The following is a 12663-nucleotide window of genomic DNA, read 5'->3' on the forward strand; positions in this document are numbered from 1 at the left end:
TCGCCCGGTGGCGTGGTCACCGCCGGCATGGCGATCTACGACACCATGCAGTACATCAAGCCGAATGTGAGCACCACCTGCATCGGCCAGGCGGCCTCGATGGGCGCCCTCCTGCTGGCCGCGGGCGAAGCCGGCAAGCGCTATGCGCTGCCCAATTCGCGCGTGATGATCCACCAGCCGCTGGGCGGCTACCAGGGCCAGGCCACGGATATCGACATCCATGCGCGCGAGATCCTGACGCTGCGTTCGCGCCTGAATGAAATCCTGGCACGGCACACCGGTCAGTCGCTGGAGACCATCGCGCGCGATACCGAACGCGACAACTTCAAGAGCGCGTCCGAGGCGATGGCCTACGGGCTGGTCGATCAGGTGCTGGAACGTCGTCCGGAAGAGTCGATCCAGCCGGCGTGATGACGCCACCAGGCCGGCATTCCGGCTTGTTTCCGCAGGGTCGGGCAGGACTGGCGTCCTCCGGGCCCTGTGTTATTCTCGAATCGAACCCCCGTTCAGCGGGTGGGGTAACTGGGTAAGCGAAGCATGAGCGAAGACCGCCAAGGTCGTTCCACGGACAGCGGCAAGATCCTCTACTGCTCCTTCTGCGGTAAGAGCCAGCATGAGGTGCGCAAGCTGATTGCGGGTCCGAGCGTATTCATCTGCGATGAATGCGTGGAGCTGTGCAACGACATCATCCGTGAGGAGCTGGAGGAGAAGGCGCAGTCGGCACGCAGTTCGCTGCCCAAGCCGCGCGAGATCCTCGAGGTCCTGGACCAGTACGTGATCGGCCAGAACCGCGCCAAGCGCACGCTGGCCGTGGCCGTGTACAACCACTACAAGCGCATCGAGAGCCGCCAGAAGAACGACGACGTCGAGCTGGCGAAGTCGAACATCCTGCTGGTCGGTCCGACCGGTTCGGGCAAGACGCTGCTGGCCGAAACCCTGGCCCGCCTGCTCAACGTGCCGTTCACCATGGCCGACGCCACCACGCTGACCGAAGCCGGTTACGTGGGCGAGGACGTGGAGAACATCATCCAGAAGCTGCTGCAGAAGTGCGACTACGACGTCGAGAAGGCACAGCAGGGCATCGTCTATATCGATGAAATCGACAAGATCTCGCGCAAGAGCGAGAACCCGTCGATTACCCGCGATGTGTCCGGCGAAGGCGTCCAGCAGGCCCTGCTGAAGCTGATCGAAGGCACCGTGGCCAGCGTTCCGCCGCAGGGCGGCCGCAAGCACCCGCAGCAGGAATTCCTGCAGGTGGACACCAAGAACATCCTGTTCATCTGCGGCGGCGCGTTTGCCGGGCTGGACAAGGTGATCCAGCAGCGGTCCAACGATTCGGGCGGCATCGGCTTCGGGGCCAAGGTCAAGAGCGCCGAGCGCAAGCAGGAAGTGGGCAAGGTGCTGGCCGAAGTCGAGCCGGAGGACCTGATCAAGTTTGGCCTGATTCCCGAGTTCGTCGGCCGCCTGCCGGTCGTGGCCACCCTGGAAGAGCTGGACGAAGCGGCCCTGGTGCGGATCCTGACCGAGCCGAAGAACGCCATCACCAAGCAGTTCAAGAAGCTGTTCGAGATGGAACACGTCGAGCTTGAGTTCCGTCCGGACGCCCTGGCTGCCATTGCCCGCAAGGCGCTCAAGCGCAAGACCGGTGCCCGCGGCCTGCGGACGATCGTCGAATCGGTTCTGCTGGACACCATGTACGACCTGCCGTCGGCAGAGAACGTCAGCAAGGTGGTGGTGGACGAATCGGTGATCGAACACAAGTCCGAACCGTACCTGATCTACCAGACGCCGCCGGCGCCTGAACAGAAGGCGGCTGGTGCTGAATAATCAGTTCAAGTAATTGAATTGAAAGAATTTTTTCAGAACAGCTTGCATCTAGAAGCCGATGGCCCCATAACGAGGCCATCGGCTTTTTTTGTATCCGGGCGAGGCCGCCCGGAGGCCATTCCCACTGTTCCACTGGAGCCCACATGGCCCGTTCCCCTACTGAGACTCTCGACCTGCCGGTATTGCCGCTGCGTGACGTGGTGGTGTTCCCGCACATGGTCATTCCGCTGTTCGTCGGCCGCGACAAGTCCATGCATGCGCTGGAGCAGGCGATGGAGGCGGACAAGCGCATCCTGCTGCTCGCGCAGAAGTCGGCCGAGACCGACGACCCGGCTGCGGCCGACCTCTATCAGGTCGGCACGCTGGCCCAGGTGCTGCAGCTGCTGAAACTGCCCGACGGCACCATCAAGGTGCTGGTGGAAGGCCTGTCGCGCGTCAACGTCACCCAGGTCACCGAGCGCGACGGCTCGCTGCATGGCGTGGGCGTGGAAATCGAATCGGACGAATCGCGCGAGCCGCGTGAGATCGAAGCGATCGCCCGTTCGCTGATGTCGCTGTTCGAGCAGTACGTCAAGACCAACCGCAAGCTGCCGCCGGAACTGCTGCAGACCCTGGCCGGCATCGACGAACCGGCGCGTCTGGCCGATACCATCGCCGCGCACATCAGCGTGCGCCTGGCCGACAAGCAGCGCCTGCTGGAGACCCTGCAGATTGGCGACCGCCTGGAAATGCTGGTCGGCCTGGTCGACGGCGAAATCGACGTGCAGCAGATGGAAAAACGCATCCGCGGCCGCGTGAAGTCGCAGATGGAAAAGAGCCAGCGCGAGTACTACCTCAACGAACAGATGAAGGCCATCCAGAAGGAACTGGGTGATCTGGACGACGCGCCGGGCGAACTGGAAGAGCTGGCCCGCAAGATCGCCGAGGCGGGCATGCCCAAGCCGGTGGAGACCAAGGCCAAGGCCGAGCTCAACAAGCTCAAGCAGATGTCGCCGATGTCGGCCGAAGCGGCGGTCGTGCGCAACTACCTGGACTGGCTGCTGGGCGTGCCGTGGAAGAAGCGCACCAAGGTGCGCAAGGACCTCAAGGCCGCGCAGGACACGCTCGATGCCGATCACTTCGGCCTGGACAAGGTCAAGGACCGCATCCTCGAGTACCTCGCCGTGCAGTCGCGGGTGAAGCAGATGAAGGGGCCGATCCTGTGCCTGGTCGGGCCGCCGGGCGTGGGCAAGACCTCGCTGGGTCAGTCCATCGCCAAGGCGACCAACCGCAAGTTCGTGCGCATGAGCCTGGGCGGCGTGCGCGACGAGGCCGAGATCCGCGGCCACCGTCGCACCTATGTCGGCTCGATGCCGGGCCGCATCGTGCAGAACCTCAACAAGGTCGGCAGCAAGAACCCGCTGTTCGTGCTGGACGAGATCGACAAGATGTCGATGGACTTCCGTGGCGATCCGTCGTCGGCGCTGCTGGAAGTGCTCGATCCCGAGCAGAACAACGCGTTCAACGACCACTACCTGGAAGTGGACCTGGACCTGTCCGAAGTGATGTTCGTGGCGACCTCCAATTCGCTCAACATCCCCGGCCCGCTGCTGGACCGCATGGAAGTCATCCGCATCCCCGGCTACACCGAGGATGAGAAGCTCAACATCGCCATGCGCTACCTCGTGCCCAAGCAGCTCAAGGCCAACGGCCTGAAGCCGGAGGAACTGGACATCGGGGCCGACGCCATCCAGGACGTGGTGCGTTACTACACCCGCGAATCGGGCGTGCGCAACCTGGAGCGCGAAGTCGCCAAGATCTGCCGCAAGGTGGTCAAGGAGATCGCACTGGCCGGTCCGGTCGCGGCGGCCAAGCCGGCCAAGGCCGGCAAGAAGGCCGGGGCGAAGAAGAAGGCCCTGGTGTCGGTCACTGGCAAGAACCTGGACAAGTACCTGGGCGTGCGCCGCTTCGACTTCGGCCGTGCCGAGGAACAGAACGAGATCGGCCTGGTGACCGGTCTGGCCTGGACCGAGGTGGGCGGCGACCTGCTGCAGATCGAATCCACCCTCGTCCCGGGCAAGGGCGCGCTGATCCTGACCGGCCAGCTCGGCAACGTGATGAAGGAATCGGCGTCGGCCGCCCTGTCGGTGGTGCGCTCGCGTGCCGAGCGCCTGGGCATCGACGCCGAGTTCCTGCAGAAGCATGACGTGCACGTCCACGTGCCGGACGGTGCCACGCCCAAGGACGGTCCCAGCGCCGGCATCGCGATGGTGACCTCGCTGGTGTCGATGCTGACCAAGGTGCCGATCCGCGCCGAAGTCGCCATGACCGGTGAGATCACCCTGCGCGGCCGTGTGACCGCCATCGGTGGCCTCAAGGAGAAGCTGTTGGCGGCGCTGCGCGGTGGCATCACCACGGTGATCATTCCCGAGGAGAACCGCAAGGATCTGGCGGACATCCCGGCCAACGTCACCCGTGATCTGAAGATCGTGCCGGTGAAGTGGATCGAAGAAGTGCTCGACCTGGCGCTGGAGACACCGCTGACGCCGAAGAAGCCCGGTAAAGATGGGCAGCGCGTCACAGTGCGCGGCAAGAGCAAGACAGCTTCCACGACGCGCGTCAAGCACTGACGCGCCATCTGGAAATCGCCGAAACCCGCGTCGTTATTGGCTTTTCAGCTTGCGTGGGTAGGGGGCGACTGGTATAAAAGCACCACTCGCGAGTCAGCAAAAAACTGAATTCGGCGAACTGAGAACTTCACGGTATCCGACTGCACTGTCGGTCGGATGCTTTACTGTCGAATACGCGGAATCCCCGCCAAAGGAGCTGTAGAGAATGAACAAGACCGAATTGATCGACGCCGTTGCTGAAGCCGCCGACCTGACCAAGGCCGAGTCCAGCCGCGCCGTCGATGCCGTCATCGCTTCCGTCACCAAGGCCCTGAAGGGCGGTGAAGCGGTGACGCTGGTTGGCTTCGGCACGTTCCAGGTCCGTGCGCGCGCTGCCCGTACCGGCCGCAACCCGAAGACCGGCGACACCATCAAGATCGCTGCTTCGAAGAATCCGTCGTTCAAGGCTGGCAAAGCCCTGAAGGATGCCGTAAACTAAGCGGCTTGCTGGGGTGCTTAGCTCAGCGGTAGAGCGTCTCCTTTACACGGAGAGGGTCGGGGGTTCGAAACCCTCAGCACCCACCAAGCACTGCCAGTAACACTGGTTTGAAAGTGGAGCGGTAGTTCAGCTGGTTAGAATGCTGGCCTGTCACGCCGGAGGTCGCGGGTTCGAGTCCCGTCCGCTCCGCCACTACACCGGGCCCCTGAGCAATCGGGGGCCTTGTTTTCTGCAACGGTGCGAGTCGCTGCGGAAAACAGAAGAGTCAAAGCGCGGAGCGGTAGTTCAGCTGGTTAGAATGCTGGCCTGTCACGCCGGAGGTCGCGGGTTCGAGTCCCGTCCGCTCCGCCAGTTGTAAATAAATCCTCGAAAAGCAGTAAATCGGGGTAGGTTTTTCAGAATATCTTCGGATATAATGAACGCCTGCAAAGTTTCAAGCGCGGAGCGGTAGTTCAGCTGGTTAGAATGCTGGCCTGTCACGCCGGAGGTCGCGGGTTCGAGTCCCGTCCGCTCCGCCAATTCTTGAGGGCCCCTGGTGCAAACCAGGGGCCTTTCTTTTGCGCGTCCGCCGCCCCCGCACGTGTCGTTCCCGCCCGCGCGTGGAAAGCCCGCGACTGCAGGCCGCCGCGCCGCTTTTGGAGCCGCGCCCGAAGCGGGTTACACTGCCGGGCTCGCCAATCAGGCCTTGATTCTTCCCATGCTGCAGAAACTTCGCGACAAGACCTCAGGCTGGATCGTCACCGTGATCCTGGGGCTGCTGATGATTCCGTTCCTGTTCGTGATCGACAACAGCTACCTCGGTGGCGTCGGTGCGCAGAACGTGGCCAAGGTGGCGGCGCCGCCAACTTGGTGGAAGTCGGCACCGTCATGGTGGCCGATGTCGTTCCTGTGGCAGCACCACGAGATCAGCTCGCAGGACTTCCGCGTGCGTTTTGAACAGGCCCGCCAGCAGGCGCGTCAGGAGCAGGGCGAGAATTTCGACCCGCGTGAGTTCGAAAGCACCGAGAACAAGCTGGCCGTGCTCGACCAGATGATCGACGAGCAGGTCGTGCGCCTGGCCGGCGAACAGTCCGGCATCGTGATCGGTGACAAGGCCGTGCGCGACTACATCGTGTCGATCCCCGGGTTCATCGGACCGGACGGCAAGTTCAACAACGACCAATACCGCATCGCACTGGCCAGCAGCAACCCGCCGCGTACCCCGACGCAGTTCGAGGCGCTGGTGCGCGAGAGCATCCAGCAGTCCGTGGTGCCCTCGGCGCTGCAGCTGTCCGGCTTCACCACCCAGGCCGAAGCCGAGCGTCTGATGAAGCTGCTGGGCGAAACGCGTGACGTGGAGATCGCCGCGCTGCCGGAAACGCCGGCCGATACCGCCGAGGTCACCGACGCGCAGATCAAGCAGTGGTACGACGCGCATCTGAAGGACTTCCGCCAGCCGGAGACGGTGGCGCTGGAGTATGTGGAGATCAATGGCGCGAACCTGCCGGCCGCGGCGCCCGCCGATGAGGCCACGCTGCGCAAACGCTATGACGATGAAAAGGCGCGTTTCGCCACGCCCGAACAGCGTCTGGCCTCGCACATCCTGATCGCCGCCGACGGCAGCGACCCGGCCAAGCTCAAGGCCGCCGAAGAGAAGGCAACGCGCATTGCCGCCGAGGCCAAGGCGCCGGGTGCCGATTTCGCCGCGCTGGCCAATGCCAACTCCGAAGATCCGGGCTCCAAGGGCACCGGCGGTGATCTGGGCTGGGTCGAGCGTGGTGCGATGGTCAAGCCGTTCGAAGACGCGCTGTTCGCGATGAAGGTCGGTGACGTGACCGGGCCGGTCAAGACCGACTTCGGTTACCACGTGCTGAAGCTGCGCGAACTCAAGGGCGGCGAGGGCCGTGCATTTGAGGAGGTGCGCGACCAGTTGGCCGCCGAACAGCTCAAGGCCGACAACGACCGTGCGTTCACTGAGCTGAGCGGCCGCCTGGTGGATCTGGTCTACAAGAACCCGACCTCGCTGGAAGGCGCGGCCAAGGAGATCGGTCTGCCGGTGCAGACCCTGGGCCCGTTCAACCGCGCCACCGCCAGCGGCATCGCCACCAACCCGGCCGTGCTGCGCGCTGCATTCTCCGACGTGCTGACGCAGGACGGCACGGTCAGCGACCCGATCGAGCTGGAACCGAACCACAGCGTGATGATCCGCGTCACCGAGCACACCCCCGAGCAGGCATTGCCGCTGGACAAGGCGCGTGAGCAGGTGATCGCGGCGATCCATGCCGACCGTACCCGCCAGGCGTCGGAAAAGGCCGTGGATGCTCTGTTGGCCAAGCTCAAGGCCGGACAGACCCTGCAGGCGCTGCAGGCCAGCGAGCAGCTGCAGATCAGCCCGCTGCCGGGCCTGCCGCGCACGCAGCCGGTACCGACCCCGGAAATCAACCGCGCGGTGTTCTCTGCGGCGCAGCCGGCGGAAGGCAAGCCGACCTACGGCAAGGTCGAGGTGCAGGGGCGTTACCTGGTGTTCGCGGTGAACAAGGTCACCCCGGGCAACGTGGCTGAGGTCACGCCGGAGCAGCAGCAGCAGCTCAAGCAGCAGCTGAGCCAGATCGACGGCATGGCCGCGGCCAAGGCCTACATCCAGGCCATGCGCAAGCACTACAAGGTGCAGACCGAAGAAGCGAACCTGTAACCGACCCCTGTTCCAGGGACAGCAGAAAGCCCGGCATCGCCGGGCTTTCTGCGTTGTGCGCCTGACAAAAAAAAGCCCGGCATGGCCGGGCTTCTGACAGGTATCGACCGGGCGGGTGGCTCAGTCTTCGACGCGAAGCACCGCGCCAGGTTTGAGTACGCTGCTGCCGGACAAGCCATTGAGTGACAGCAGCGCCTTGAGCGGCATGCCGTAGCGGCGCGCGATGGTCCACGCCGACTCGCCGTCGCGCACGGTGTGGCGGCGGCTGCGCGGGCGATCGGCGCTGGCCACCGTGCGGCTGGTGGCCGGAGCGGGTGCGTTGCGGGGGCTGGTCGCCTCTACCGGGGAGGCCGGGGCACTGGCCACGGCGGCGACACTGGCACTGGCGTCCACGGGTGCGTGCGTGGTCGGGGCCAGCACGGTCACCTGCCCGGACGGGCGGCCCTTGCCGCTTGCCAGGGCCGGGTTGAGGCGTGCGATGCGTGCCGGGTCCAGCGAGCGCTGGGCGGCCCACTGCTGCACGCTGGTACCCGCTGGCAGGGTGTGACCTTTGAGCACCGGCACGGTCCGGTCCAGCGAGGCCATCACTGCCGGCTCGGTCTCGGCGTCTTCAAGCACGCAGGCCAGGGCATGCAGCTTCTCGACGTAGGCATAGGTGATCGGCGACAGACCCGGCAGCTCGGCCGGCCGCGCATTCTGCGCGTTCATGCCGGCCTTGCGCAGCGACTGCAGCACCCGGTACTCGCCGGCGTTGTAGGCCATTGTGGCCAGGCGCCAGTCGCCGCCGAACATGCCGTGCAGCGTCTTGAGGTACCGCACCGCCGCCTGGGTCGAGTCCACCGCCGACAGGCGGCCGTCGTAGCCCGGCGTCATCTGCACGCGGTGGTTCCTGGCGGTGGTGGCGATGAACTGCCACAGGCCCGTCGGCCCACTGCCGTTGCGGGCGTTGGGGCGGTAGCCACTCTCCACGAACGGGATCAGCGCGAATTCGGTCGGCAGGTCGGCCTTGCGCAGCTCTTCGACCACATAGCCGAACAGCACCAGGGCGTCATCGTCCTGGTTGGCCAGGCGGGACGGGGCGTGGGCGAACTGCTTCTGCCAGCGCGGGCTGGTGGCCTCGGTATTGCAGGTCGGCTCGGCCAGGCCCTCACGGAAGCTGGCGAAGATCTCCTGGCCATTGCGCACCGACGGCGGCGGCAGGGCGGACGGGTCCAGTGGCAGCGAGGACAGCCCTGCGACGTTCTGCGACATGCCGGCGGTCAACGACTGGGCGCCCGCGCTGCCGGCCACGGCGATCGCCAGGCCAAGCGCGAGCGGCAACAATCGCCGACTCACGTACTGAATCCGTCTTTCCAGCGCCGCAGACCGGCGACCACGTCGACGTCATCGGTGACGGGACGACCCAGATGGGCGCTGACGGCCTGCTGGATCACGGCAGTATGGGTACGCAGGAACGGATTGCACTGGAGCTCGCTTGCCAGGGTTACCGGCAGCGTGGGGCGGTCATCGCGGCGCATGGCCAAAGCCTCCTCATGGCGCTGCGACAACGCAGCGTTGGTGGGGTCGACATGCCGCGCGAAGACGGCATTTGACACGGTGTACTCGTGGGCGCAACAGACCAGCAGTTGCGACGGCAGGGACGCCAGCTTGTGCAGGGATGCCAGAAGCTGGGACGGCGTACCTTCGAACATGCGCCCACAGCCCAGGCTGAACAGCGCATCGCCACTGAAAAGGTGTTCAGCGGTGTGAAACGCGATGTGGCTCCGGGTGTGCCCGGGCACGGATACTACGTGCAAGCCCAGCCCCAGTGCCTGAATGCATTCACCTTCGGCGACCCGATGGGCAGGCAGGTCGATGCGCGGTTCCACCGGCGCATACACCTCCACCCCCGGGAAACGGGCCTGCAGTTCGGCCACGCCGCCGATGTGGTCGTCGTGGTGATGGGTGAGCAGGATGGCCTCCGGACGCCAGTTCTGCTGCGCTGCGGCGGCCAGCACGGGCGCGGCCTGGCCGGGGTCGATGATCAACGCACGGCCGTCGTCGGCGACCAGCGTCCAGATGTAATTGTCCGCGAAGGCGGGCAGGGCGGTCAGTCGCATAGAATTGGACCATGCCCGCCGCGCCGCGCCCCCGTCAAGCGACAGTCGCATCCTGGTTTGATACTGAACCGGCGCAGGCGTTGCGCCGCCTGGAGTTCGAGCGCCTGCATCCGCTGCTGTCCGTGCACCCGGTGACCCCGTGGCTGTGGATCGCCCCGACCCCTGCATGGCTGGAGCAGGCCACACTGCCTGGACGCGGCCTGCGCCTGTACCGCGACGCAGGGGGCTACGCCGGCGACGCCCGCTGCGGCCTGCCGCTGCCGCTGCCCGGCGAAAGCGTCAACGCCATCGTCCTGCAGCATGTGACCGCGCGCGACGCCGAGCACCTGATCGACGAGTGCGCGCGCGTGCTGATGCCCGGCGGCCGCCTGTGGCTGTCCACCCTCAATCCGTTCAGCCCGTGGCGCAGCCAATGGCGCCGGCACGGCCTGGTGGTGCGCTCGCCGCAGCGCCTGCGCCATACCCTGGCCCAGGCGGGGCTCACCTGCGAGGAACTGCGCTACCTCGGCCCGATGTGGCGCGACCGCGCGCCCGACCGCAGCAGCCTGGCGCCACTGCGCGCGGCCTGTCTGTTCACTGCTGAAAAACGCACCCTGGCCCTGCCGGGGCCAACGCCACTGCCGGTACGCCGTTGGCACGGCACCGTGGCGACCTGATCTGGACTGCAATGAAAACAATTGAAATACACACCGACGGTTCCTGCCTTGGCAATCCCGGCCCCGGCGGCTGGGCGGCGCTGCTGCGCTACAACGCGCACGAGCGCGAGCTGAGCGGCGGTGAAGCGCACACCACCAACAACCGGATGGAGCTGATGGCGGCCATTTCCGGACTCGAGGCGCTGACCGAGCCTTGCAACATCGTGCTGTTCACCGACTCCCAGTACGTGCGCCAGGGCCTGACCCAGTGGATGCCGGGCTGGATCCGCAAGAACTGGAAGACCGCCGGCGGTGATCCGGTCAAGAACCGCGAACTGTGGGAGCGCCTGCACGCGGCCACCCTGCGCCACACCATCGACTGGCGCTGGGTGAAGGGGCATTCCGGCGACCCGGACAACGAGCGCGTGGACCAGCTCGCCCGCGACGCGGCCATGCGGATCCGCGCCACTGGACCGGTACACTGAGCCCATGCGTCAGATCATCCTGGATACCGAAACCACCGGCCTGGAGTGGAAGAAGGGCAACCGCGTCGTCGAAATCGGCTGCGTGGAATACCTCGAGCGCCGACCCAGCGGCAACCACTTCCACCGTTACCTCAAGCCCGACTGCGAGTTCGAACCCGGCGCGCAGGAAGTCACCGGCCTGACCCTGGAGTTTCTCGCCGACAAACCCACGTTCGCCGAGGTGGCCGAGGACTTCCTGGCCTTCATCGACGGCGCCGAGCTGATCATCCACAACGCGGCGTTCGATCTGGGCTTCCTGGACAACGAGCTGTCGCTGCTGGGTGACCAGTACGGTCGGATCACCGACCGCTGTTCGGTCATCGATACGCTGAAAATGGCCCGCGAGCGATTCCCGGGCCAGCGCAACTCGCTGGATGCGCTGTGCAAGCGGCTGGGCGTGGACAACGCGCACCGCCAGCTGCACGGCGGCCTGCTCGATGCCCAGATCCTGGGCGATGTGTATATCGCGCTGACGTCGGGCCAGGAGGAGATCGGCTTCGGGTCGGTCGATGAGGGCCGGCCGGGCACGGCGCACGCCCAGGCCTTCGACACCTCGCGCCTGCTGCCGCGCCCGCGCGTGGTCGCCACCGCCTCGGAGCTGGAGGCCCATGAGGCGCGTCTGGCCAAACTGCGCAAGAAGGCCGGTCGTGCCATCTGGGACGGCGAGCCGGAGGTGGCGGAAGCCGCCAGCGCCTGAATCGCGCCGGGCGCGCGGGAGCGTCTGCAGCCCCCGGGCGGCCGACCCGCGGTCGGCGCTGCCCGGGGCGGGGGCGTCAGTGGCAGCGCACCAGGATGACGGTGATGTTGTCCGAGCCGCCGCCATCCAGCGCAGCGGCCACCAGGGTATCCACGCATTCCTGCGCGCTGGCGTCGTCGAAGGCGAGGGTGCGGGCGATCCCCTGGTCTTCCACTTCCTCGGTCAGGCCGTCGCTGCACAGCAGCAGCTGCATGCCCGGGCGCAGCTCGCCGGTGGTGGTGGCCACGTTCAGGTGCGCCGGGTCGGTCACGCCGAGCGCCTGGGTCACCACGTTGCGGTGCGGGTGCGCGCGCGCCTGCTCGGCGGTCAGATTGCCCTGGCTGACCATTTCCTGGACGACGCTGTGATCCTGGCTCAACTGCGCCAGCGTGCCATCGCGCCACAGGTAGGCGCGGCTGTCGCCGACCCACGCCACTTCATAGCGATTGCCCTGCACGCGCGCGGCAACCACGGTGGTGCCCATCGGCAGGCTGTCGTTGCGGCGGCGCGAGGTGCGGATGATCTCCTCATCGGCCACGCGGATGGCCTGGGCGAGGGTGGCGCCCCGGCGTATCTCGCGCACGATGGTCTCTCGGGCGAGGGCGCTGGCGACTTCGCCGCAGGCGTGGCCGCCCATGCCGTCAGCCACCAGCCACAGGGACAGCTCTCCATCGCCGTAGTAGGTGTCCTCGTTGAGGTCACGGCGCAGGCCGGGGTGGGTCAGGTGTCCGAATTCGATCATGGCGGTGCGAAGGCCGGGGATTGTTGCGGGGATGAACGGCATGATCGCGGCCCGCCGGACATCCGGCAAGGCATCCATACAGAAGAAATTCACTTCATTGCACGCAATGACTTGTCGCCGGCGCGTCCTGCCCGTATCATTCGCTCCCCGGTTCGCCGGGACCATCTGGAGAGGTGGCAGAGCGGTTGAATGTACCTGACTCGAAATCAGGCAGGCGTTTATAGCGCCTCGGGGGTTCGAATCCCCCCCTCTCCGCCAGATCAATGAAGAAGCCGCCCACTGGGCGGCTTTTTTATTGGTCTGACGGGGAGCCGGGTTGATCGCACACCCGCTGGCGTTCGA

Annotated in this window: 11 protein-coding genes and 5 tRNA genes; 13 read left to right on the top strand and 3 right to left on the bottom strand. The window is 65.9% G+C overall.

Annotation, left to right across the window (positions count from 1 at the left end; all coding sequences use genetic code 11):
• The 9 genes from ACPEH1_RS06520 to ACPEH1_RS06560 all read left to right on the top strand — a co-directional run.
• On the top strand, window positions 1-411 hold a 411-nt coding region (locus tag ACPEH1_RS06520), incomplete at its 5' end, for an ATP-dependent Clp protease proteolytic subunit (RefSeq protein WP_423715477.1).
• A gap of 126 nt (window positions 412-537) precedes the next feature.
• Window positions 538-1827: an ATP-dependent Clp protease ATP-binding subunit ClpX gene (clpX, locus tag ACPEH1_RS06525; RefSeq protein ID WP_017356990.1), complete on the top strand. Its 1290-nt coding sequence runs from the start codon at window positions 538-540 to the stop codon at window positions 1825-1827.
• Window positions 1828-1970: 143 nt separating this feature from the next.
• Window positions 1971-4436 (top strand): endopeptidase La, encoded by a 2466-nt coding sequence (lon, locus tag ACPEH1_RS06530; RefSeq protein ID WP_017356991.1) that lies wholly within the window; start codon window positions 1971-1973, stop codon window positions 4434-4436.
• Window positions 4437-4641: 205 nt separating this feature from the next.
• Entirely contained in the window at window positions 4642-4914 is a 273-nt protein-coding gene (locus ACPEH1_RS06535; RefSeq protein ID WP_017356992.1) for an HU family DNA-binding protein, read from the top strand.
• Between the two features lie 11 nt (window positions 4915-4925).
• Window positions 4926-5000 (top strand) — tRNA-Val (locus ACPEH1_RS06540).
• Between the two features lie 29 nt (window positions 5001-5029).
• Window positions 5030-5106, top strand: a tRNA-Asp gene (locus ACPEH1_RS06545).
• Window positions 5107-5188: 82 nt separating this feature from the next.
• A tRNA-Asp gene (locus ACPEH1_RS06550) sits at window positions 5189-5265 on the top strand.
• Between the two features lie 90 nt (window positions 5266-5355).
• A tRNA-Asp gene (locus tag ACPEH1_RS06555) sits at window positions 5356-5432 on the top strand.
• Between the two features lie 179 nt (window positions 5433-5611).
• Window positions 5612-7585 carry a peptidyl-prolyl cis-trans isomerase gene (locus ACPEH1_RS06560; RefSeq protein ID WP_136005578.1) on the top strand — a complete coding sequence of 658 codons (1974 nt, stop codon included), beginning with the start codon at window positions 5612-5614 and terminating at the stop codon, window positions 7583-7585.
• Window positions 7586-7705: 120 nt separating this feature from the next.
• On the opposite strand, the gene ACPEH1_RS06565 is transcribed toward ACPEH1_RS06560, so the two are convergent.
• Window positions 7706-8920 carry a lytic transglycosylase domain-containing protein gene (locus ACPEH1_RS06565; protein WP_153164566.1) on the bottom strand — a complete coding sequence of 405 codons (1215 nt, stop codon included), beginning with the start codon at window positions 8918-8920 and terminating at the stop codon, window positions 7706-7708.
• Complete coding sequence (gloB, locus tag ACPEH1_RS06570) at window positions 8917-9684, bottom strand: hydroxyacylglutathione hydrolase (protein WP_136005583.1); 768 nt, start codon at window positions 9682-9684, stop codon at window positions 8917-8919. The genes ACPEH1_RS06565 and gloB overlap by 4 nt, the downstream gene beginning before the upstream one ends.
• A gap of 11 nt (window positions 9685-9695) precedes the next feature.
• Here gloB and ACPEH1_RS06575 point away from each other — a divergent pair, with 11 nt between their 5' ends.
• Genes ACPEH1_RS06575 through dnaQ form a run of 3 tightly spaced genes read left to right on the top strand, consistent with a single transcriptional unit; the run spans window position 9696 to window position 11540 of the window.
• Window positions 9696-10340, top strand: a complete 645-nt coding sequence (locus ACPEH1_RS06575; protein ID WP_017355629.1) for a hypothetical protein — start codon at window positions 9696-9698, stop codon at window positions 10338-10340.
• An 11-nt stretch (window positions 10341-10351) separates the two neighbouring features.
• Window positions 10352-10804, top strand: coding sequence for a ribonuclease HI (gene rnhA, locus ACPEH1_RS06580; protein ID WP_017355630.1), 453 nt, complete (start codon window positions 10352-10354; stop codon window positions 10802-10804).
• A gap of 4 nt (window positions 10805-10808) precedes the next feature.
• Entirely contained in the window at window positions 10809-11540 is a 732-nt protein-coding gene (gene dnaQ / locus ACPEH1_RS06585) for a DNA polymerase III subunit epsilon (protein WP_313218961.1), read from the top strand.
• A 76-nt stretch (window positions 11541-11616) separates the two neighbouring features.
• Here the strand turns inward: dnaQ and ACPEH1_RS06590 are convergent, their stop codons facing one another.
• Complete coding sequence (locus ACPEH1_RS06590; RefSeq protein WP_026070711.1) at window positions 11617-12321, bottom strand: PP2C family protein-serine/threonine phosphatase; 705 nt, start codon at window positions 12319-12321, stop codon at window positions 11617-11619.
• 167 nt (window positions 12322-12488) lie between these two features.
• Here ACPEH1_RS06590 and ACPEH1_RS06595 point away from each other — a divergent pair.
• Window positions 12489-12579: transfer RNA gene (locus ACPEH1_RS06595), tRNA-Ser, on the top strand.
• The last annotated feature ends 84 nt before the right edge of the window (window positions 12580-12663 follow it).

It is taken from the genome of Stenotrophomonas sp. NPDC077421 (assembly GCF_049545505.1).
GTDB lineage: Bacteria > Pseudomonadota > Gammaproteobacteria > Xanthomonadales > Xanthomonadaceae > Stenotrophomonas > Stenotrophomonas nematodicola.

Excerpts from the sequence above, each read along its gene's own strand:
- clpX (WP_017356990.1), top strand. The coding sequence starts at position 538 with ATGAGCGAAGACCGCCAAGGTCGTTCCACGGACAGCGGCAAGATCCTC.
- lon (WP_017356991.1), top strand. The coding sequence starts at position 1,971 with ATGGCCCGTTCCCCTACTGAGACTCTCGACCTGCCGGTATTGCCGCTG.
- ACPEH1_RS06535 (WP_017356992.1), top strand. The coding sequence starts at position 4,642 with ATGAACAAGACCGAATTGATCGACGCCGTTGCTGAAGCCGCCGACCTG.
- ACPEH1_RS06560 (WP_136005578.1), top strand. The coding sequence starts at position 5,612 with ATGCTGCAGAAACTTCGCGACAAGACCTCAGGCTGGATCGTCACCGTG.
- gloB (WP_136005583.1), bottom strand. The coding sequence starts at position 9,684 with ATGCGACTGACCGCCCTGCCCGCCTTCGCGGACAATTACATCTGGACG.
- ACPEH1_RS06575 (WP_017355629.1), top strand. The coding sequence starts at position 9,696 with ATGCCCGCCGCGCCGCGCCCCCGTCAAGCGACAGTCGCATCCTGGTTT.
- rnhA (WP_017355630.1), top strand. The coding sequence starts at position 10,352 with ATGAAAACAATTGAAATACACACCGACGGTTCCTGCCTTGGCAATCCC.
- dnaQ (WP_313218961.1), top strand. The coding sequence starts at position 10,809 with ATGCGTCAGATCATCCTGGATACCGAAACCACCGGCCTGGAGTGGAAG.
- ACPEH1_RS06590 (WP_026070711.1), bottom strand. The coding sequence starts at position 12,321 with ATGATCGAATTCGGACACCTGACCCACCCCGGCCTGCGCCGTGACCTC.